This window comes from Latilactobacillus fuchuensis, assembly GCF_900258455.1.
Lineage (GTDB): Bacteria > Bacillota > Bacilli > Lactobacillales > Lactobacillaceae > Latilactobacillus > Latilactobacillus fuchuensis.
The window spans coordinates 424,074-443,813 of the sequence record NZ_LT984417.1; the positions used below are offsets into that span (position 1 = coordinate 424,074).

Sequence of the window (19,740 nt, forward strand, 5' to 3'; positions counted from 1 at the left end):
TCGTACACGAAGACATCGTTAAGATGTTTATTTTTTTGCGAAAAGACAAAAAAGGTGTCGGTAGAATATTTCTACCAACACCAGAAAGTATAGACCCAAAACACAGCCCAACTTGGGCTGTGTTTTTTTGCTTTAGTAACATGTTTCTCTCGACTTCGGGGTAGTTTAATGTAGACTGGGAAGCATCAAGTCCATTACCATTAAGTGATGAAGCGAGGGGAAAAAGATGACGATTGGTGAAATATTAAAGGCAAAACGAAAAGCATTACTGATGACGCAAGAACAAGTGGCTGAACAAATTTTCGTCTCGCAGAAATCCATTTCAAATTGGGAGACCCAAAAGACGTATCCGGATATTGATAGTCTCATTCGCTTGGCCCATCTCTATCAATTATCGTTAGATCAAATATTATTGGAAGATTCGGATATTGTTAAAAATATCAAGAAACAATCCGAATTAAAAACGATGCAAAAATTAGCAATACCACCGATGATAACCAATATTGGGCTAACCCTCTTAGCGGCGACTCAGCATTGGTGGGGTCCAGCTTCGATACAAGCATTAATCATTATTTTGATTAGTATGTTTGCCAACTTTATTCCGATGTTTTATTTTAGGATAAAGGTAGATGAACTAGCCAATCAAGTTGATAAAAAGAAGCTTGCCAATTGGTTACTTGTACTTTATATTGTGGCTGTGATTATCATAGCCGTTGTGATTCTACATTTTTTACCCAATCTGTTTAAATGAGTCGTTATTTTAGATTAGGACGTTAGTAGCGGTAGCGGCGTTTCATACAACGTTGCCGGTAATTGACTAATCAATGGGCTAATTTGGCCAATCCCCACAATTGTAATGTCATGCATTGCCCGGGTAATTAATGTGTAGAGTAAATCGCGATCGCTGGCTTGATTGAAGGTCGTCGCTGAAACGTCGTAACCGACAACCGCGTCGAATTCAAGGCCTTTGGCGAGGTATAACGGTAAAATTAAAATCCCTTTAGGCAAGCTACGGGTTGTGTCTTCAATTAAGGTGACTTGTTCATCGGGGGTCAGACTGGCGTACAATTGATGCGCTGTTTGTTGATTCTTGGTTAGAATCGCGATGGTCGCATGGGTTTGTTGGAGTCGAAAGAGTTCCTGAACGAGTGCGGCGTGGCTGTCTGTGTTGGTCGTTGTGATGATCCGTGGTAAGCGGCCGTCACGACTGAAAGCCTGTAATGCGGTCTCAGGTGGTAATAATGCTTTGGCGAAGTTAGTAATCGGGGCAGTCGCTCGGTAACTCTTAGTTAACTGAATTTGATTTAACTTCAGTTGCGGGAACGCCGCCGTTAACTGGTCAATAAAATGACCGTTTTGATAACTAGCGGTGAAAATATCCTGCGCATAGTCCCCCAAGGCGGTTAGTTTCGCGTTGGGAAAAGCGTGGTGAATATAGATGAACTGCGCAATGCTATAATCCTGCATCTCATCAATGAACAGGTATTGAATCCCGTGATTTTGACCACTATCGGTTAACAAGTCACGTAGATAGAGAATGGGTGCCGCATCGCTGAGACCGACTAAGTGGCGTTCGTTATTTTGGGCGGCTTGGTCAATCATCGCTTGCCAAACATTGGCTGGCATTTCTGATGGACAAACGGTCGCTAAGAATTGTTGGTATTCCGTATAGACATCTAAGAAATAGTCGTTATAAATTGCCGTATATAAATCATCAAAATGAGCTTTCACAATTTCCCGGGCAATAAAAGCTTGTTCATCGTCGCCAGAAGCAAACTCGCGTTGTCCAATAATCGCGCGGTACGCATCGTTGGTTAACCCATCAATCCGGTCGGCGACCCAATCGAGTTGAACTTCTAAGTTAATTTGCCGTTTTAACCGTTGAATCAAAGTGCTTTTAGTCGCGAGAAATTTATCACCCGGCAACATGTTGTGCGGTAAGGCCATATAAATTGCATTGATTTGGTCTTTGGTGAAGAATGGCCGATCTTCGAAATAAAGGTCGTTAAACGCTAACGGTTGATTGGAAACTTGTTTGACGTAGGCTTGAATGGCCTGCATAAAGTCGGCGCTTTCCTTAAACCGGCGCATCGCTTGCGTTAATTCGGGGAAATTGGTTTGGTCTTTTTCAAACCGGTTAAAGAGGTTCTCAACTTGGAGTCCCGCGAAACGGTGACTGAGAAATTCAGCCATCGTGACTTGGCGCATATTCTTTTCGCCTAAACTGGGGAGGACTTCTGAAATGTAATGACTGAATAAGCGGTTAGGCGAGAACAACACCATTTGGTCGGCTTCGAGTTGGTCGCGACTGTGGTACAGTAGATACGCAATTCGTTGGAGAACGGCGGATGTTTTACCACTCCCGGCGACCCCTTGGACGATTAATAGATCAGCGGTTGTGTCGCGAATGATGTCGTTTTGATCCTTTTGAATCGTGGCGACGATGTTTTGCATGTATTCGTCGCTTTGTTGGCCCAAGACGGCTTGTAACAATTCATCCCCGACAGTTTCGTTGGTGTCAAAAAGGTGTTCAATTTGACCGGCCTTAATTTTAAACTGCCGCTTGAGAGTTAAATCCACCGTCAGGGGGCCCATGGGTGTTTCGTAGGCAACCGGGCCTAAAGTCCCGTTATAATAAATACTGGCAATCGGTGCACGCCAATCATAGACTAGAAATTCATCGTCTTCATTCATAAAAGTCGCTGTACCGATGTAGAGTGATTCGGCTTCACCGTCTTCGGTGATATCAATCCGACCGAAATACGGTGAGTCGGCTAAATCAGTCAATCGCTGTTGTTGACTGGTTAATAATTTTTCGTTTTCAACCGCAGCCGCGACTAATTGCTTTTGTTGTTGAACGGCGGCGTTGGTTTCCATCCGGTCATCAACTTCGGTAATATTGATTTTGGTATTATCGCCGTAGCGTTGTTCGATATCTTGGGTTTCGTTAGCAGCATTGGCCAGTTGCTGGTTGATGGTGGCTAAGCGCTGTTTAATTTGAGTCGTTGTGATAGTCACGCGTCGTTGTTCATCTGCTTTGGTATTGGCTTCAATCATGGTTGGCCTCCGATTAGTTAGTTTTTATATTATAGTCGCCTTTGTCTCAAAAAGCGACCGATTGACATTTTAGTTAAAGTTCGTTAAGATGACATTAATTCAACAGACAGTGTAAAGGATAAGTAATTAGTTTGCTCTTTTGAACAGGAAGCGACGATACTGAGAAGTCGCCAGATTCAAACTAATGAATGGCCCTTTAATCAGGAATTGGCGATAAACCAATTCGGGTAGCGCCCTTATCGCATGAGTGGCACGATTTTTTCGTGCAATTTAGGTGGTACCACGTGTTAGCGTCCTAATTGTGAACAACAATTAGGACGCTTTTTTAGTTGATAGATGAATATTGGAGGAAATCATTATGACAAAGAAGATTATTTTAACAGGTGACCGACCAACTGGCAAGCTCCACATTGGGCATTATATCGGTTCATTACGCAATCGTGTGACGATGCAAAATTCAGGTGATTACGAAACGTTTATTATGATTGCCGATCAACAAGCGTTAACCGACAATGCGCGTGATCCTGAAAAAATTCGGAACAGCCTTTTCCAAGTCGCTTTGGATTATTTGTCAGTCGGGATTGATCCCGCTAAATCAACGATTTTTGTCCAATCACAAATCCCAGCGTTGAGTGAATTAACGATGCATTATTTAAACTTAGTGTCAGTGTCACGGTTGCAACGTAATCCGACCGTCAAAGCTGAAATCCAACAAAAGAATTTTGAACAAAGTATTCCAGCTGGTTTCTTAATCTATCCTGTGAGCCAAGCTGCCGATATCACGGCTTTTAAAGCGACAACGGTCCCAGTTGGTGACGATCAAGAACCAATGTTGGAACAAACGCGTGAAATCGTGCGGACGTTTAATAACGTGTATGGTCAAGAAATTTTAGTTGAACCAGAAGGTGTGTTCCCACCTAAGGGCGAAGGTCGCTTACCTGGGTTAGACGGCAATGCCAAGATGAGTAAATCATTGGGCAACGCGATTTATCTATCGGACGATGCTGAAACGCTCGAGAAGAAAGTCATGTCGATGTACACTGATCCGTTGCACATTAAAGTGACAGATCCAGGGCATATTGAAGGCAACACGGTCTTCACTTATTTAGACGCTTTCGACGAAGATATTGATCAAGTCGCCGAATTGAAAGCACAATACCAAGCCGGTGGGTTAGGCGATGTGAAGATTAAACGTTACTTAAACGAAGTCTTACAAGCAAAATTCGCACCAATCCGTGAACGTCGCGCTAAATTTGAAAAAGATCCAGCTGCGGTTTACAAGATGTTAGAAGAAGGCAGCAAGAAAGCCAACGCAGTCGCAGAACAAACGCTAAAAGAAGTCAGAGCAGCAATGGGCATTAACTACTTCGGTTAGAGTGCGACGGAGCTGTCCAGTTTCTGAGTATAGCCTAGAGTGGTTAATTATGGCCGTTTTTTGGCCATGATTGACCATTCGTAGCTAGACGGAAGAAACTAGCTCAGGAGCACGTTTTAGCTAGAGGTCGAGCACGTTTCAGCTAGTACCACATTAAAAATAGCGTTGCCTAGTATTCGTAAAGAATCTAGGCAACGCTATTTTTGTCTGATGTTAATTAAAACTGTTTCAACCCTTTATCCAACAATTTACCAACAACTGGTAATTTACCGAATTCAGAGGCATCGTCAGTTGGGACGACGACTAAGTTAGCAGATGATTTCGCTAAATCAGCAAAGGCGTTGATTGATTGGTTTTGGAAATACTTCGTGTCGGCGTTCGCTAAACCAGATTGAACGGTATCAATTCGGTAACGTTCGGCATCGGCGCGGGTTTTAGTCGCATCGGCTTCTGCTCTAGCCGTGGTCATCAAGGCGTCATTTTTAGCCTTGGTGGTTAATTCGATTGATTTGGCTTCCCCTTCGGCCTTAGCAATCGTTGCGACCCGTTCACGATCGGCAGTCAATTGTTTGTCCATCGCTTCTTGAATCGCTTTAGAAGGGGTCAATTCATCGATATTAATCCGATCGACGTTAATCCCGTAAGTATTGGTTAAATCGCCAATCGCCATCGCAAGTTCCTGGTTAATTTTAGCGGTCGAACCAAGCGCTTCATTTAAATCCATCCGACCAATGATATCCCGTAAATGACCACGAACGAGTTGGGCCATTGATTCAACGGAATCCGTATTTTCGTATTGATATTTAACGCCATCGGTCACGTGATAGTTGAGCGTCACGCTAGCTGAAACATCTGCATTATCTTTCGTAATGATTGAATAATTAGGCAGTGAAAGTGGGCGCATGGCCAAGCTGACTTTGCGGACTTTTTGAATAATGGGTATGTAAAATTGTAACCCTGATTCAACACTCCGTCCGTATTTCCCCAAAGTTTCAATTAGACCTAAGTTGTTTTGTGGAATAATCTTAATCCCTAATACCATAATAAATTCCTCCTCCAAGAGATGTTGCTAAATTTTTTGTAACGTTAGAATGTTCCCCACAGCATCGACGACCGCGTATCGGCTTGTCGGTTCGACCGGTGAATTATCACTGATCAGATACCGATAATAAATCCCCGTGACCGTCACCAGACCGTTATCCGCGTTGATTTGAGCGCCGTTAATCACTTGGCCGATAATCTGGCGTTGTTCAAAGTTATCGCCTTGCGTTGCTTTGTGCAGAATCGTTTCGATATGTGCATTGATACTGCGATTCTCCTGATCTGCCGCCTGTGATAATTGATCATATAGTTGTTGATCGAGACGCAGTAGAAATCGTTTCTTTTCATCACTCAAGATTAGACCTCCTTAATATCACCTTGATATCATGATATCAAATTGATATTAAATATGCAATCGTTCGCAATTTTAATTTTAGATTTGCGTCATTAATTGTGGAAACGCTCTTGTATTTTGTCGGTTTTCCAGTAAGCTAAAAGATAATTAGGTCATGAAGGAGATTAACAATGCACGATTTAACGAAGGGGAACCCGCTTAAATTAATTATTCTATTCACAGTACCGCTGTTGATTGGCAATATTTTTCAACAACTATATAGTGTGATTGATACGTTAATTGTGGGGCGGATAATTGGGGTTAATGCATTAGCCGCCGTGGGATCAACGGGTGGTTTGAATATGTTAATCATCGGTTTTTGTACGGGGACGACCGCGGGTTTATCAATATTAACTGCTCAACGGTACGGTGCGCAAGATTTTAAAGGGGTTAAACGCAGTTTTGCGACCAGTATCGTGATTAGCGTTGTGATTTCAATCATTCTGACGATTATTAGTGTCATTTTTGCGCGACATATCTTAGTCATCATGAAAACACCGGCGAGCATTATCGTCGATGCCCAGAAATTCATTACGATTATTTTCGCCGGTATTATCGCGTCGATGGCCTTTAATTTACTGTCGAATATGATTCGGGCACTCGGCGATAGTCGGACACCATTGTTCTTCTTAGTGATTGGGGTGCTAATCAATATTGTCTTTGATTTCATCTTCATTTTAGGCTTCCATATGGGCGTTGAAGGGGCTGGTTACGCGACAGTTTCGGCGCAAGTCATTGCAGCCTTATTGTGTTTGATGTACATCTATCGGCATATTCCGGTGTTAGTGTTACGGCGTAAAGATTTTAAAATTACCCGAAAAGACATCAACGAACATCTCAAAGTCGGCTTACCAATGGGGTTTCAATCGTCAATTATTGCGATTGGGTCGATTGTCTTACAAATCATGTTGAACACGTTAGGCGCCAGCGCGGTTGCCGCTTATACGGCAGCTGGCAAGATTGATCAACTGGCCACCCAAGTCGGCAATTCCTTTGGAATCACGTTGGCGACCTATGCCGCGCAAAATTATGGGGCACGCCAATATCACCGAATTAGCAAAGGGGTACAGCAGACGTTGGCGGTTTCGATTATTTTCAGCTTAGTGATGGGCGCGTTAATTATCACGTTTGGCCGGCCACTCGTTAATCTATTTATCGGTAATCAACAACCGCACGTCACCGATTTAGCGCAAATTTATTTCCGCTTTAATAGTAGTTGTTACTTTATTTTAGCGATTCTCTTTGGCATTCGGTACACACTCCAAGGCTTGGGCCAAAGCTTTATGCCAACCTTGGCGGGGATTGCCGAATTATTGATGCGGATTTTTGCCGGGATCATTCTCGTGCGGACGATGGGCTTCACCGGGGCGAGTCTAGCCAACCCATTAGCGTGGATTGGATCGTGTCTGGTCTTATTCAGTTCCTATTTCAAAACGATGCGCAAATTAAAACAGCGGGCGGAAAAAATTGATCCGGATCGCAGTACGCCAGAGGAGTAAAGTATGAATAAACGATGGATTGTTGGGGCAATCACCGCGGTGGGGTTATTACTAAGCGGGTGCCAAGTTCAAGCACCAAGTAAAACGAGTCAATCAGCTTCATCAACGACCACGACGCAAGCGAGCGACGCCACGACTTTAGCCAAGCAAACCTTTAGGGCCGATGATCAGGCGTATCAAGTGGTTAATGAGAATCAATCAACCTTGAAACCGGCAGCGTGGCAGACGGAGAAAATCGACTATGGGGCGCTGGATCAATTGAATCGGACCACAACGAATACCGCCTATCTGTCAGATCGTAATTTAGGCCGTTCGAATACCCGTGGCCGACAGAATTGGCGACCAACTGGTTGGCACAATCAACCAGTTAGAATTGGCGGGAAACAAGTCTTTCCGCAGAGTCGTGGGCATTTAATCGCCTATGCCATCACGTTTAATTTCAATCAAGATGGTCAGTATCAACAGGGGCAACTAGGGAGCAGTGATAATCCTAAAAATTTAGCGACCCAAACCGAATTTAGTAATCAACGAACGATGCAGATTTTTGAAGATCAGGTGCGCCAAGCGTTGATTAAACATAAAAAGGTCATTTACCAAGTGACTACCGTTTTTCGCGGTTCAGAATTAATGCCGCGCGGTTATTGGTTACAGGCGATTTCAACCGACAAGTCGTTAAACTTTAACGTCTATGTTTGGAACGTGGAACCCAAAATGCAATTCGATTACGTTACCGGTCGTGGTCGGGTTGATCAATCAATGACGGTCACTGATCAGTACCAAGGCAATCGGTATACGAATTAAAGGGGATGAAACGAGTACTGGATAATTAGTTTTGTAAGGTCGATAATGTCTTATAAATATAATAGGTTTGGTGGGATGACCATGGCTGGAATCGTATTAACTGTTCGATTCTTGTTAGAAATGATAACGGTATTGGGCCTGCTATTGGGAGTTTTTGTTGGCCAAACAAGCGCGTATAAAATAGGTTATCTGATTTTAGGAATCGGGATGACATTTATTTGGTCTAGATATGGCGCACCCAAATCATCGCATGTGTTGATGGGGATTTATAAATTTATTTTAGAGGTTGCGGTTTATGCCATTGGTAGTATTGCATTTTATCAGTTGTTTGGAACTAAAATCGGAATAATCTATCTGGTAATCGTCCTCGTTGACTTACTATTGATGTATGTTTTAGAATTACAGGGAAATTGAAAAATAATCGAAAATAACGCCTGATGATATTGCTAGTCATTAGGCGTTATTTTTATTAATATTCAATTGTTGATCATAATTAAAACATGCTCCTAGGCTAGTTTCTTCCGTCTAGCTACGAATGGCAAATCATGACCAAAAATCGGTCATAATTTACCACTCTAGGCTATACTCAGAAACTGAACAGCTCTGTCGCACTCTAAACGTGTTTTTGAGTTGCAACAACTTCCGCTTAATCTAAAATAACGTATTATGACTGGGAAACGTCATAATACGTTATTTTTATTAATGCTCAGTTGCTAACCGCAACTAAAAACACTCTAAGGCAAGTCATTGCCTGCCGCTAGGTATAGGTCGTACCATTCTCTGCGGGTTAATTTGACTTTGTCAGCTTCGCAGATTTCAGTTAGGCGTTTAGGGTTCATCGTGCCAACGACGACTTGGAGGCTGGCTGGGATTCTGAGCAACCAGGCACTAGCAATCGCATTGCTGTTCGTGTCGTGGGCTTTAGCGATGGCTTGGAGTTGTTGGTTGAGTTCTGGGAATTTTGGATTGTCGATAAAGACGCCTTCAAAGAAACCGTATTGATAAGGACTCCAAGCTTGAATCGTCATGTTGGTGAGTCGTGAATATTCAAGAATACCACCGTCGTGATTTAAGCTGCGCGCATCGGTCATGTTGGTGTGCATCCCGAAATCAATCATGCCAGTGTGCATCAAACTCATCTGTAATTGGTTGGCAACAAGCGCTTGTGGGACGGCTTGTTGTAACATATCAACTTGCATCGGGTTAAAATTGCTAACCCCGAATTGACGGACTTTGCCGGTGTTTTGTAATTGTAAAAAGGCTTCAGCAATCTCATCCGGTTCCATCAATGGATCAGGCCGGTGGAGTAATAGCGTATCAACATGGTCTAATTGCAACCGTTGTAAGCTCGCATCAACGGCTTCTAAAATGTGTTCTTTTGAAAAGTCGTACATCTTTTTACCAATCCCGACTTTCGTTTGAATCAAAATATCATCACGGTTAATTTGGCTATTTTTTAAAGCTTGGCCGAATTTAACTTCCGAAGCACCGTCACCGTATATATCGGCGTTATCGAAGAAATTAATGCCTTGTTCATGAGCTGTTTCGAGCATCGTTAACGCTTCTTGATCACTTAAATTTGGAATTCGCATGACGCCCCAAACAATTTGGGACCCCAATAAACCACTACCGCCAACATTGACTTTTTGCACAAATAACACTCCTTCATTAAACTGTATTATCTTAAAATTACCACTTATTGCCGTAAAATAAAAGAAAGAGCTTTCATTATAAATAAGGGTCGTGAAATGGCCGGAATTTTTGTATACTGAATTGAGCAAGTAGGAGGCAATTGAATGACTGATAAAAAAGCACAAGCACCCCGGTTAAATCCGGCGCTACAAGCTGTGAGTACGATTGATTGGCAACCAGAAGAAACCTATGAAGGCCTGGCAGTCACGGATATGACGGTCGATGAAACGACTTTATCCTACAATTATTTTAAGGGCAGTCATTTTAAAAACGTTCAGTTTAACCAAGTTGATTTTAATAATTGTGATTTTCAAGATGTTCTTTTTGAAAACTGTGGCTTATTGAACTGTACCTTGATTGGCAATTCATTCGGACGCGTTCAGTTTGAAAATTGTCAGTTGGTGGGGAGTAACTTCGCTGAATCTGGTTTGAGTGATACGGCAATCATCGGTTGCCAAGCAGATTATACGAGTTTTGATCAGACCCGCTTACGGCACGTCGATTTATTGGATAATCGGTTGCGTGAGAGTAGTTTTCGCATGGTGGATTGGCAATGGTTAACGCTTGCGGGCAATGATTTGAATCGGGTTGATTTTAGTCGGACTTCTTTAAAAAAGATCGACCTCAGTCAAAATCAGTTTGATGCGGCGACTTTTACGTTAGACCTGTTACAAGGTGCGACGTTGAGTACGGCGCAAACGATGGTGATTATGTCGGCTTTAAGAATTAACGTACGCTAAAAAAACGGCCCGCATCCAGATATTTAGGATGCGGGCAGTTTTTGTTCTAATAATCAATTTGATAGGTTAATTCAACTAATTGACCGAGTGTGCGTGTTTGTTTCAACGTTAATGGAATATCGGTTAAGTTGGTGCTGACCAATGAAACACCATCGCCGAGTAGGACGGGGGCAATCGTTAGGATCAGTTCATCAACAAGTTGTGCTTTTAACAGTTCGGTGAAAATATCGGCACCGCCGACGAGCCAAATATTTTGGCCGGGTTCTGATTTGAGTTGGCGAATGAATTCAGACACATTCCCGGCCACAACGGTTGTGCGATCGTCGGTGTCGTGAAGTGTTTTTGAGAAGACGTAACCTTGTTTTTCCTGATAAGGGTAAGTCCCAGCGCGTTGGAGGGATTGTTGATAAGTCTTGCGGCCCATGACAACGGTATCTACACCGCGGTAAAATTCTTGGTACGCATTATCAGCTTCAGCTGAATTTAAAGCAGCCAGCCAAGCGGTACTGCCATCTTCTTCAGCGATAAAGCCGTCTAAACTTTGTGCAAGATACAAAATTACTTTGCGCGGGTTTGGTTCTGTCATCATCAACACATCCTTCAATTAGATTAGTTATAGTATACCATTATAAAGCGCTTTAATCTGTTTTGAATGGTTGGTAATTTACCGTGATTTAGCTTATGATAGTGAGATAATACTGCGCGACAGTTGAAAGGAAGCATGCAAATTGGCAAATGAAGACTTATCCCCAGCAATTCAAAGTTTGTTGGCAGAAGTACAAGACCATTATCCACAACAAATTAAAATTCGGGTGGCTAACGAAGCATCTGGTTTCTTGAAACACGACCAAGCGCAACGCGTGATGAATGATGATGGGAGTTTAGCAATTCTATTGGCCGATCAAACGGCGGCTGATTATTCACTATCGCACGAATTATTACATCTCCTATTATTATCAACCGGTTTTCCACAGGTGTTAACGGAAGTCACCACGCAAGATGCACAATTGGACGAACAGCTAATTGCCACTGGGATGACATTATACAACGCAGCCGTTCACGTGATTATTCAAAAAGAACAAGTGGCACACGGCTTTGTCGATACTGAAGCGCAACAAGCCTATCTTGCCGGTTTCCGCGATAATCTAACCCCAGAGCGTGATGATCCAGAGAACCGGTGGCTTATTTATCGGATTCTCACGATTTTAGACGCGTTGGTCTTCTTTGAAGGCGGGAATCAACAACTATTACAACAATGGGCCACCGATTATCCACAAGCTTTGCCGCAAGCCCAAGTGTTATATAAGGTATTGCAACGCAAAACAATTGATTCACCGTTTGCGTTACGTCGAGCGGTGGTTAACTTGTGGACCGCTTTTGATCAAATTTTAGAAACGTTAGGGTTTGCTGCCACTAATGTCCAACAATTATTGACGTTGACGCCGGTACTTAGTGAGCGCCAACTACGTTTGGAAGTTCGCCAAGTCTATGATGTTTTACATTCCGACCATTTGTTAGCCAACGATACGAATGAAATGGCATATGTCGGGATTGGCAAGAGTGACCAACAAAATGCGTTCGTTTTAAGTGTCGCCGCCAAAGATGCCACTCCTGAATATTTCCAAAAAATCTACGATCAAACAGTTCAAGAGTTTTTACAAAGCATTGAGATGCCCTATTCAATGCGTTAATTAGAAGGAGTACACCCATGTTAGAAGAACAACGTCAAAAGATTGATGCAATCGATCAACAATTAGCCGAACTTTTTGAAGCGCGGTTATCAGTCGCCAAGGAAATTGCGACGATTAAATATGAAAATAAAATTGGTTTAACGAATATTCAACGTGAAAAAGAAGTGATGGATCGCCGGTTAGAGGCCGTTCAAGATCCTGAATTAACGGATTACATGCAAGAATTATATCAAGATTTATTTTTAATCTCGAAACAATATCAGGTTAAAACCATCAAAGCCCTCCGAGACCAAGATGAAGATTAATCAACGTCATTAATGGCCAACAGACTGAGCGGAATTTTTCGTTTCGGTCTGTTTGGTGTGACCTTGAAAACGGTAAGAAGCGACCAACGGTTTTTGAGGCTAAGTATGCTAAACTAGAGTTAATTCACAAAACGTGAGGATGGTTATCAGTGACAAAACGCCGTTATAATTTAGCAATTATCCGGTATCAAGGTGAGCTACTATTATTAAATCGACTAAAAAAACCGTATCCGGGGATGTGGAACGGGATTGGTGGTAAACGTGAAGCGTCCGAAACTGTGGTGCAAGGGATGCAACGCGAAATTTTTGAAGAGACCGGTTTGAACCAAACCCAATATCAACTCCATTATACGGGATGGTTAGACTGGCACATTGATGGGCAATTCATTGACGGCATTGATTTATTTGTGGCCGAAATTGACCCGCATGTTCAATTACCACTCTATCCAACCGGAACGCGCGAAGGTATTTTACAATTACACGCTGAAAAATGGGTACTCGCCCCGAATAATTATGGGGTTGTGGCCGATTTAAAGGCGATTCTACCAGAAGTACTCGCATTACACGTCAATCGGTTCTACACCGATTTTCACGAGGATCAATTAATTGGATTTGAAACTTTTCCACAGACTGAAGCAGTTCCTGTGGATTAAGTTCGCTAGGAGGCCCCAAATGATGACGAAAGACCAAACCTTAATGGTTTTAAATGTCTTAAAGAAGAAATTACAAAGTTTACGCTTATTGCGGATTGTGGAAGAATTATTTTCGCTATACGTGATTATCGAAGTCTTTACCGCGAGCAACCAAATTATTTTATTTGGGATCAGTTTTTCAGAGAAAAATGCCGTGATGTTAATGCTCTATTTATTAATCATCGATTTTTGTATTAACCGGATTCGGGTTAATTATAAGAAGACCGGACAACAACTGATCCAAACGCTCAAGAATCTCACCGAGCAAGAACAACTATTTGTGAAACGGTTTGAACGCTTTTAGGAGGTTGTGATGATTACGATTGGTCTAACAACTTGGTCGGAACATGCGAGTTTGATGCCGGCAAAAAAACAATTAACGTTAAATGATTACGCCCAGTTTTTACCGGTCGTCGAGATTGATAGTTTTTATTATGCCTTGCAAGCGCCGACTGTCAGTGCGAATTGGCTGGCGCAGGTCCCGCCTAGTTTTCAATTTATCGTCAAGGCGCACCAAGCGATGACCAAGCAAGCTGATTATCAAGACGTGACTAGCACTGAAAAGGAATTGTTTACTCGCTATTACCGGTCGATTGAACCGTTAATGCGAGCGCATCAATTGAAGGCGGTGTTATTTCAGTTTCCACCGTATTTCCAATTAAACCAAGAGAATAGCCAGTATTTACGCCAGATCCGCGCGTGGTTGCCAGATGTGCCGATTGCGGTCGAATTTCGCCATAGTTCATGGTACGATTCAGCCTTTAAAGCGCAGATGTACGCTTTTTTATCGGAATTAAAAATGACTCACGTGATTGTCGACGAAGCGCAAACCCCGAACAACAGCGTCCCATTTGACCCAGTCGTTACCAATCCAGCATTAGCGATGTTCCGCCTGCACGGTCGCAATATGGCCGGTTGGCAGAATCCGGGGGCATCTTGGCGCAAACAGCGGACGCTTTATCGATATGGTGCGACTGAATTAGCGCAATTGGCTGAAACAGTTCAACAGTTGCAAACACAAGCACAAGAAGTGGTTGTCATTTTTAATAATAATTCAGGTGGCGACGCAGCCGATAACGCCCTAGAACTCCAACAATTATTAAACTTAAAATTCGAAAACCTAGCCCCAAAAACACCAGAACAAATAGACTTATTTTAGAGTGCTGATCGAGCGTTTAAATCAGAGCGCTAACTGAGCTGGTCAGCTTCTGAGTATAGCCTAGAGTAGGAAATTGTGACCGAATTTTGGTCATGATTTTCTATTCGTAGCTAAACGGAAGAAGCTAGCTCAGAAGCACGTTTAAGGAACAGAGCGCTGTGAGTCATGTTCAGCAATTGAGCATTAACAGAAAGTGACCAGTTATCTAGGGCTTAAGATAATTGGTCACTTTTAGGTTAAGCGGAAATTGATATGACTCAGAAGCGCGTTTTAATCAGAGCGTTGACCCGAGTCGTTCAGGCTTTGAGGATTAACGTAAGAACCAGTATTGTGATTTGCTTTTTAATCATGATGCTGGTTTTGTTGTTAACCGGAAAAGACTACTCGGGAAGCGCGTTTTGTGCTATAATTCAGGTACTTATATCGATGATTAAAAACATTCGAGAATACGCGATATTCTCGTTTTTTTTATTAAGGAGAAAGCATATGGCAGACACTAAACCAACTTTTTACGTAACCACCCCAATTTATTATCCTTCAGGTAAATTAACAATTGGTAACTCATACACGACAATCGCAGCCGATGTGATTGCGCGTTACAAACGATTAATGGGTTTTGATGTGTTCTTTTTAACGGGGACTGATGAACATGGTTTGAAATTGGAACAAAAAGCCGCAGAAAAAGGCTTAGATCCCCAAACCTACGTGGATGGGATGGCTGCTGAAATTAAGCAACTCTGGCAAACCCTTGAAATTTCGAACGATAAATTCATTCGAACCACTGATGATTATCACATCAAAGCGGTTCAAAAAATGTTTGATCAATTATTGGCACAAGGCGATATTTATCTGGGCAAATATGAAGGCTGGTATTCTGTTTCTGATGAAGAATACTTCACCGAATCACAATTAGCCGAAGTTTATAAAGATGAAAATGGCAAGATGATTGGCGGTAAAGCCCCATCTGGTCACGAAGTCCAACGCGTTGAAGAAGAAACGTACAAGTTCAAGATGGGCAAGTATGCGGATCGTTTATTGCAATATTACGAAGAACACCCTAACTTTATTGAACCCACTTCTCGTAAAAATGAAATGATTAACAATTTCATTAAACCTGGTTTGGAAGATTTATCCGTTTCCCGGATTTCATTTGACTGGGGGATTCATGTGACGGGTAATCCGAAACACGTGGTTTACGTGTGGTTAGATGCCTTATCCAACTACATCACGGCCTTAGGCTATGGTTCAGCCGATGATGCGTTATTCCAAAAATATTGGCCAGCAGACGTTCATTTAGTCGGCAAAGAAATTGTCCGGTTCCATACGATTTATTGGCCAATCTTCTTGATGGCATTAGATTTGCCACTGCCTAAGCAAATTTTTGGTCACGGTTGGTTGATGATGAAAGACGGTAAAATGTCTAAATCTAAAGGCAACGTGGTCTATCCTGAAATGTTGGTTGAACGTTACGGTTTAGATGCCTTGCGTTATTACTTAATGCGCGCAATTCCATTCGGTAACGACGGCGTCTTCACACCCGAAGATTTCGTCAGCCGGATTAATTACGATTTAGCCAATGACTTAGGTAACTTGTTGAATCGGACGATTGCGATGATCAACAAATATAATGGCGGTCAAGTCCCAGCTTATCAAGCAGACATCACTGAATTCGATGCTGATTTACAAGCGACCGCGACACAGTCTGTGGCGCAATATGGTCAATTGATGGATCAATTGAAATTCTCAGATGCACTAGACGCGGCTTGGCAATTAATCAGTCGCGCTAACAAATATATCGACGAAACCCAACCATGGGTCCTCGCTAAAGACGCCAGCCGTAAAACTGAATTAGACAGTGTTTTAGCCCACTTAGCGGAAAGCTTGCGGATTGTCGCGCTCCTATTACAACCAGTTATGACGCACGCACCACGCGAAATGTTTGCCCAATTAGGGTTAGATTTCGATGTGGCTAGCCAACGTGATTTAACGTATGGCGCTTTCCCAAGTGACATTCAAGTGGTCGCTAAAGGGACGCCAATCTTCCCACGTTTAGATTTAGATGAAGAAGTCGCTTATATTAAAGCACAAATGATGGCGGCCCAAAAAGCTGGCTTAGTGAATGAAAAAGTCAAGGCGAAGGCTGAAAAGGCTGCCGCTAAAAATGATTTCGATCCTAAAGCGACTAAATTAGTCAGTGAAAAAGCTGAAATTAAGTTTGAAGATTTCGATCAATCAGAAATTCGGGTTGCTGAAATCAAAGCCGTTGCCAAAGTTGAAGGGGCAGATAAGTTATTGAAGTTCCGTTTGGATGCAGGCGATGAAGGTGATCGTCAAATCGTTTCCGGGATTGCCGAATTTTATCCTGATTTCGAACAATTAGTCGGCCAGAAAGTTTTAGCGGTCACTAACTTGAAACCCCGTAAATTACGTGGTGAATTAAGCCAAGGGATGTTGCTATCGGCTGAACACGGTGATCAAGTTGAATTAGCCTTTGTGCCCGCTAACCTCGTTAACGGTTCGCAAATCGGTTAAGCTAGATTAAATAGAACGCCAAAATAGGGCCATCAGGCAAGATTGTTGTTCTAGTGTGCAACTAGGGGGACACCGTGTCGGTTGGGCCTATTTTAGAGCAAAAATGGTAAGGAGATTGTCGCATGCAAATATTTGATTCACATACGCATTTAAATGATACGCCCTATGCTGGTCAAGAAGCGGATTTTATCCAACAAGCCGCTGCTTTAGACGTTGTTGAAATGGCAATTGTCGGTTCAGATACCGTTTTAAATGACGGTGCGCTCCGGTTAGCGCAACAATACGCTAACCTGTCAGCGATTATCGGTTGGCATCCAGAATCCGCTAAGGACTATACGAAAGCCACTGAAGCGACTTTAATTGAACAATTACAACGTCCCGAAGTGGTCGCGTTAGGCGAAATTGGATTGGATTACCATTGGGATACGTCACCACGCGATGTGCAACAACGTGTTTTTGCGCGGCAAATTGCGATTGCGAAATCATTAAACATGCCAATCTCGGTCCATACCCGTGATGCCCTAGAAGCGACGTACCAAATTTTGAAAGAAAATGATGTTCGCGACTGTGGTGGGATTATTCATAGCTTTAATGGCGATAGTGAATGGTTGAAACGGTTTATGGATCTTGGCATGCATATTTCGTTTAGCGGCGTCGTTAGTTTTAAAAATGCGCATGACGTTCACGAAGCGGCTAAAATCTGTCCGTTAGACACGATGTTAGTCGAAACCGACGCGCCGTATTTAACCCCAACGCCTTACCGCGGCAAACAAAATCAACCGGGCTATACCCGGTACGTCGTCGAAGCGATTGCGCAATTACGGGATGTTGATCCGGCTGAGATTGCGGCGGCGACCTACGCCAATGCGCATCAGTTATTTAAGTTAGGAGCCGTATGAAAAAAACAATTCAAGAAGTGATTGTGGTCGAAGGCCGAGATGATACAAAACGCTTAAGAGAAGTTTTCCCAGACGTGGATACGATCGAAACTCGTGGTTCGGCCATCAATGATGAAATCGTCGAAAAGATTGCGTTAGCCCAAGAAAAACGCGGGGTGATCGTCTTCACTGATCCCGACTTTCACGGCGAAAAAATTCGGAAGATTATTTCGCAAAGTGTGCCGGGTGTTGAACACGCCTTTTTACCACGTGCAGAAGCTAAACCGGATAAAAGTGGTGGCAGTTTAGGGATTGAACACGCTAAACCGGCCGCGATTCGCGAGGCCTTAGCCCACTTATTAACGCAGGACGAAGATGCGGATGAACAAATTAGTCAATCTGATTTGTTAGTCGCCGGTTTAATTGCCGGGCCAGCCGCTAAACGCCGCCGCGAATTATTAGGCGAAGTGTTGCATATCGGTTATACCAACAGCAAACAACTCTACAAACGCTTAAAAATGTTCCAAGTCACGCAGGCCGAATTCGGTGCAGCGCTCAGACAAATCAACGAAGAATTAGGAGAATAACATGGAAGACATTGCAAACCCAGAACGAACTAGAAAAATTCTGAAACGTTACGGTTTTAAGTTTAAGAAAAGTCTAGGGCAAAACTTTTTAACCAACATCACGATTTTGAAACAAATTGTGGAAGCTGGCGAAATCACAAAGGACGATGACGTGATTGAAATTGGCCCCGGGATTGGGTCGTTAACGGAACAAATCGCCCGTAAAGCGCACAAGGTATTGAGTTTTGAAATTGATGAACGGTTGATGCCCGTTTTAAAAGATACGTTGAACCATTATCATAACGTGACGGTCTTAAATCAAGATATCTTGGAAGCCGATTTACAAACGATTATTGCTGAACATTTTGATGGTCAACATAATTTGAAAATCGTGGCCAACTTGCCTTATTACATCACAACGCCGATTATGTTACATTTACTCGAAGCTGGTTTACCAATCGATCGTATGGTCTTAATGATGCAAAAAGAAGTCGCTGAACGGATTAACGCCGATCCCGGTTCGAAAGCCTACGGTTCATTGAGTATTGCCGTACAACTTCATTCTGAGGTTAAATTAGCCTTCATCGTGCCAAAGACGGCGTTCATGCCCCAACCGAATGTCGATTCAGCCATCGTTGAATTAGTCGGTCGTCAAGCCCCACTCGTCACGGTTGAAAACCAAGAATTATTTGACCAACTGGTACGCGGCGCTTTTGCCCAACGACGCAAGACGCTTTGGAACAATCTACAGAATCAATTTGGGAAACAAGATGAAGTTAAAGCAGCGCTAACAGTCGCTTTAGAACAAGCCGACATCGCACCAAGTACGCGGGCTGAACAGTTAAGCATTCAACAATTTGCGCAATTAAGTGATTGTATAAACGAACAGTCAATTTTTGCTAAAAAATAGAATAAATAATTGCTAAAACGTTGGTGCAATGGTATAATTGCAAAATTTCAGTTTATGTGCTATACTATTACTCGAAGAGGTGAAGTACATGCCAACGACACTTGCCAATATTAAAAACGGTCTCGATGAACACATCGGAGACAAGTTGATGGTTGTCGCTCAAGCTGGGCGCAAAAAGGTAACAAAACGGAAAGGCACTCTTAAAGAGACCTTTCCCGCAGTTTTTGTAGTTGATTTGGACCAAGATGAAAATGCGTTTGAACGCGTTTCATACAGCTATGCCGACTTATTGACTAAGTCAATTGAAATTGAGTTTGATGATGAACCAGTTGCGCTTTAGGCTGGACAATAGAATATGAATCGAATGCACCCACCAGAATCTGGTGGGTGTTTTTTTGTAGTTGGCAC

At 42.8% G+C, this 19,740-nt stretch carries 21 protein-coding genes; 16 read left to right on the top strand and 5 right to left on the bottom strand.

The window, feature by feature from the left end:
- Nucleotides 1-226: 226 nt before the first annotated feature.
- Nucleotides 227-751 (top strand): helix-turn-helix domain-containing protein, encoded by a 525-nt coding sequence (locus tag LFUMFP_RS01920; RefSeq protein ID WP_106482973.1) that lies wholly within the window; start codon nt 227-229, stop codon nt 749-751.
- A gap of 14 nt (nt 752-765) precedes the next feature.
- On the opposite strand, the gene helD is transcribed toward LFUMFP_RS01920, so the two are convergent.
- Nucleotides 766-3,054: an RNA polymerase recycling motor HelD gene (gene helD, locus LFUMFP_RS01925; protein ID WP_199190590.1), complete on the bottom strand. Its 2,289-nt coding sequence runs from the start codon at nt 3,052-3,054 to the stop codon at nt 766-768.
- 361 nt (nt 3,055-3,415) lie between these two features.
- On the opposite strand from helD, the gene trpS reads away from it, so the two are divergent.
- Complete coding sequence (trpS, locus tag LFUMFP_RS01930) at nt 3,416-4,432, top strand: tryptophan--tRNA ligase (protein ID WP_106482975.1); 1,017 nt, start codon at nt 3,416-3,418, stop codon at nt 4,430-4,432.
- 217 nt (nt 4,433-4,649) lie between these two features.
- Here the strand turns inward: trpS and LFUMFP_RS01935 are convergent, their stop codons facing one another.
- Nucleotides 4,650-5,474 carry an SPFH domain-containing protein gene (locus LFUMFP_RS01935; RefSeq protein ID WP_106482976.1) on the bottom strand — a complete coding sequence of 275 codons (825 nt, stop codon included), beginning with the start codon at nt 5,472-5,474 and terminating at the stop codon, nt 4,650-4,652.
- Nucleotides 5,475-5,501: 27 nt separating this feature from the next.
- Nucleotides 5,502-5,828 (bottom strand): type II toxin-antitoxin system antitoxin, encoded by a 327-nt coding sequence (locus tag LFUMFP_RS01940; protein ID WP_106482977.1) that lies wholly within the window; start codon nt 5,826-5,828, stop codon nt 5,502-5,504.
- Between the two features lie 170 nt (nt 5,829-5,998).
- Here LFUMFP_RS01940 and LFUMFP_RS01945 point away from each other — a divergent pair, with 170 nt between their 5' ends.
- The 3 genes from LFUMFP_RS01945 to LFUMFP_RS01955 all read left to right on the top strand — a co-directional run bounded on the left by LFUMFP_RS01945 (nt 5,999) and on the right by LFUMFP_RS01955 (nt 8,581).
- Nucleotides 5,999-7,366, top strand: coding sequence for an MATE family efflux transporter (locus LFUMFP_RS01945; protein ID WP_025082942.1), 1,368 nt, complete (start codon nt 5,999-6,001; stop codon nt 7,364-7,366).
- A 3-nt stretch (nt 7,367-7,369) separates the two neighbouring features.
- Nucleotides 7,370-8,167: a DNA/RNA non-specific endonuclease gene (locus LFUMFP_RS01950; RefSeq protein ID WP_106482978.1), complete on the top strand. Its 798-nt coding sequence runs from the start codon at nt 7,370-7,372 to the stop codon at nt 8,165-8,167.
- Between the two features lie 81 nt (nt 8,168-8,248).
- Nucleotides 8,249-8,581 carry a DUF2568 domain-containing protein gene (locus LFUMFP_RS01955; RefSeq protein WP_025082944.1) on the top strand — a complete coding sequence of 111 codons (333 nt, stop codon included), beginning with the start codon at nt 8,249-8,251 and terminating at the stop codon, nt 8,579-8,581.
- A gap of 320 nt (nt 8,582-8,901) precedes the next feature.
- Here LFUMFP_RS01955 and LFUMFP_RS01960 read toward each other — a convergent pair whose 3' ends face one another.
- A complete protein-coding gene (locus tag LFUMFP_RS01960) occupies nt 8,902-9,819 on the bottom strand; it encodes an aldo/keto reductase (RefSeq protein WP_025082945.1) in 918 nt (305 codons plus the stop codon).
- Nucleotides 9,820-9,963: 144 nt separating this feature from the next.
- Here LFUMFP_RS01960 and LFUMFP_RS01965 point away from each other — a divergent pair, with 144 nt between their 5' ends.
- A complete protein-coding gene (locus LFUMFP_RS01965; protein ID WP_025082946.1) occupies nt 9,964-10,599 on the top strand; it encodes a pentapeptide repeat-containing protein in 636 nt (211 codons plus the stop codon).
- 46 nt (nt 10,600-10,645) lie between these two features.
- On the opposite strand, the gene LFUMFP_RS01970 is transcribed toward LFUMFP_RS01965, so the two are convergent.
- Nucleotides 10,646-11,185, bottom strand: coding sequence for a dihydrofolate reductase family protein (locus tag LFUMFP_RS01970; RefSeq protein WP_025082947.1), 540 nt, complete (start codon nt 11,183-11,185; stop codon nt 10,646-10,648).
- A gap of 142 nt (nt 11,186-11,327) precedes the next feature.
- Between LFUMFP_RS01970 and LFUMFP_RS01975 the strand changes: the two genes are divergently transcribed.
- The 10 genes from LFUMFP_RS01975 to LFUMFP_RS02020 all read left to right on the top strand — a co-directional run bounded on the left by LFUMFP_RS01975 (nt 11,328) and on the right by LFUMFP_RS02020 (nt 19,672).
- On the top strand, nt 11,328-12,290 hold the full coding sequence (locus LFUMFP_RS01975) for a hypothetical protein (RefSeq protein ID WP_025082948.1): 963 nt from the start codon (nt 11,328-11,330) through the stop codon (nt 12,288-12,290).
- 17 nt (nt 12,291-12,307) lie between these two features.
- Nucleotides 12,308-12,595: a chorismate mutase gene (locus tag LFUMFP_RS01980; RefSeq protein WP_025082949.1), complete on the top strand. Its 288-nt coding sequence runs from the start codon at nt 12,308-12,310 to the stop codon at nt 12,593-12,595.
- 149 nt (nt 12,596-12,744) lie between these two features.
- On the top strand, nt 12,745-13,248 hold the full coding sequence (locus LFUMFP_RS01985; RefSeq protein WP_025082950.1) for an NUDIX domain-containing protein: 504 nt from the start codon (nt 12,745-12,747) through the stop codon (nt 13,246-13,248).
- Nucleotides 13,249-13,270: 22 nt separating this feature from the next.
- Complete coding sequence (locus LFUMFP_RS01990; protein ID WP_233210614.1) at nt 13,271-13,591, top strand: hypothetical protein; 321 nt, start codon at nt 13,271-13,273, stop codon at nt 13,589-13,591.
- A gap of 9 nt (nt 13,592-13,600) precedes the next feature.
- Nucleotides 13,601-14,446: a DUF72 domain-containing protein gene (locus LFUMFP_RS01995; protein WP_106482979.1), complete on the top strand. Its 846-nt coding sequence runs from the start codon at nt 13,601-13,603 to the stop codon at nt 14,444-14,446.
- Between the two features lie 486 nt (nt 14,447-14,932).
- Nucleotides 14,933-16,978, top strand: a complete 2,046-nt coding sequence (gene metG, locus LFUMFP_RS02000; protein WP_025082952.1) for a methionine--tRNA ligase — start codon at nt 14,933-14,935, stop codon at nt 16,976-16,978.
- Between the two features lie 122 nt (nt 16,979-17,100).
- Entirely contained in the window at nt 17,101-17,877 is a 777-nt protein-coding gene (locus tag LFUMFP_RS02005; RefSeq protein ID WP_025082953.1) for a TatD family hydrolase, read from the top strand.
- Nucleotides 17,874-18,443 carry a ribonuclease M5 gene (rnmV, locus tag LFUMFP_RS02010; protein WP_025082954.1) on the top strand — a complete coding sequence of 190 codons (570 nt, stop codon included), beginning with the start codon at nt 17,874-17,876 and terminating at the stop codon, nt 18,441-18,443. The genes LFUMFP_RS02005 and rnmV overlap by 4 nt, the downstream gene beginning before the upstream one ends.
- Before the next feature lies 1 nt (nt 18,444).
- On the top strand, nt 18,445-19,332 hold the full coding sequence (rsmA, locus tag LFUMFP_RS02015; protein WP_025082955.1) for a 16S rRNA (adenine(1518)-N(6)/adenine(1519)-N(6))-dimethyltransferase RsmA: 888 nt from the start codon (nt 18,445-18,447) through the stop codon (nt 19,330-19,332).
- Between the two features lie 88 nt (nt 19,333-19,420).
- Nucleotides 19,421-19,672 carry a Veg family protein gene (locus tag LFUMFP_RS02020; RefSeq protein WP_025082956.1) on the top strand — a complete coding sequence of 84 codons (252 nt, stop codon included), beginning with the start codon at nt 19,421-19,423 and terminating at the stop codon, nt 19,670-19,672.
- Nucleotides 19,673-19,740: the final 68 nt, after the last annotated feature.

Bases quoted from the DNA above. Each gene is read 5' to 3' on its own strand.
- LFUMFP_RS01970 (WP_025082947.1), bottom strand. From the start codon at position 11,185: ATGACAGAACCAAACCCGCGCAAAGTAATTTTGTATCTTGCACAAAGT.
- LFUMFP_RS01965 (WP_025082946.1), top strand. From the start codon at position 9,964: ATGACTGATAAAAAAGCACAAGCACCCCGGTTAAATCCGGCGCTACAA.
- LFUMFP_RS01995 (WP_106482979.1), top strand. From the start codon at position 13,601: ATGATTACGATTGGTCTAACAACTTGGTCGGAACATGCGAGTTTGATG.
- rsmA (WP_025082955.1), top strand. From the start codon at position 18,445: ATGGAAGACATTGCAAACCCAGAACGAACTAGAAAAATTCTGAAACGT.
- LFUMFP_RS01935 (WP_106482976.1), bottom strand. From the start codon at position 5,474: ATGGTATTAGGGATTAAGATTATTCCACAAAACAACTTAGGTCTAATT.
- rnmV (WP_025082954.1), top strand. From the start codon at position 17,874: ATGAAAAAAACAATTCAAGAAGTGATTGTGGTCGAAGGCCGAGATGAT.
- LFUMFP_RS01955 (WP_025082944.1), top strand. From the start codon at position 8,249: ATGGCTGGAATCGTATTAACTGTTCGATTCTTGTTAGAAATGATAACG.
- metG (WP_025082952.1), top strand. From the start codon at position 14,933: ATGGCAGACACTAAACCAACTTTTTACGTAACCACCCCAATTTATTAT.
- LFUMFP_RS01920 (WP_106482973.1), top strand. From the start codon at position 227: ATGACGATTGGTGAAATATTAAAGGCAAAACGAAAAGCATTACTGATG.
- LFUMFP_RS01950 (WP_106482978.1), top strand. From the start codon at position 7,370: ATGAATAAACGATGGATTGTTGGGGCAATCACCGCGGTGGGGTTATTA.
- LFUMFP_RS01945 (WP_025082942.1), top strand. From the start codon at position 5,999: ATGCACGATTTAACGAAGGGGAACCCGCTTAAATTAATTATTCTATTC.
- LFUMFP_RS02005 (WP_025082953.1), top strand. From the start codon at position 17,101: ATGCAAATATTTGATTCACATACGCATTTAAATGATACGCCCTATGCT.
- LFUMFP_RS01990 (WP_233210614.1), top strand. From the start codon at position 13,271: ATGACGAAAGACCAAACCTTAATGGTTTTAAATGTCTTAAAGAAGAAA.
- LFUMFP_RS02020 (WP_025082956.1), top strand. From the start codon at position 19,421: ATGCCAACGACACTTGCCAATATTAAAAACGGTCTCGATGAACACATC.
- LFUMFP_RS01980 (WP_025082949.1), top strand. From the start codon at position 12,308: ATGTTAGAAGAACAACGTCAAAAGATTGATGCAATCGATCAACAATTA.
- trpS (WP_106482975.1), top strand. From the start codon at position 3,416: ATGACAAAGAAGATTATTTTAACAGGTGACCGACCAACTGGCAAGCTC.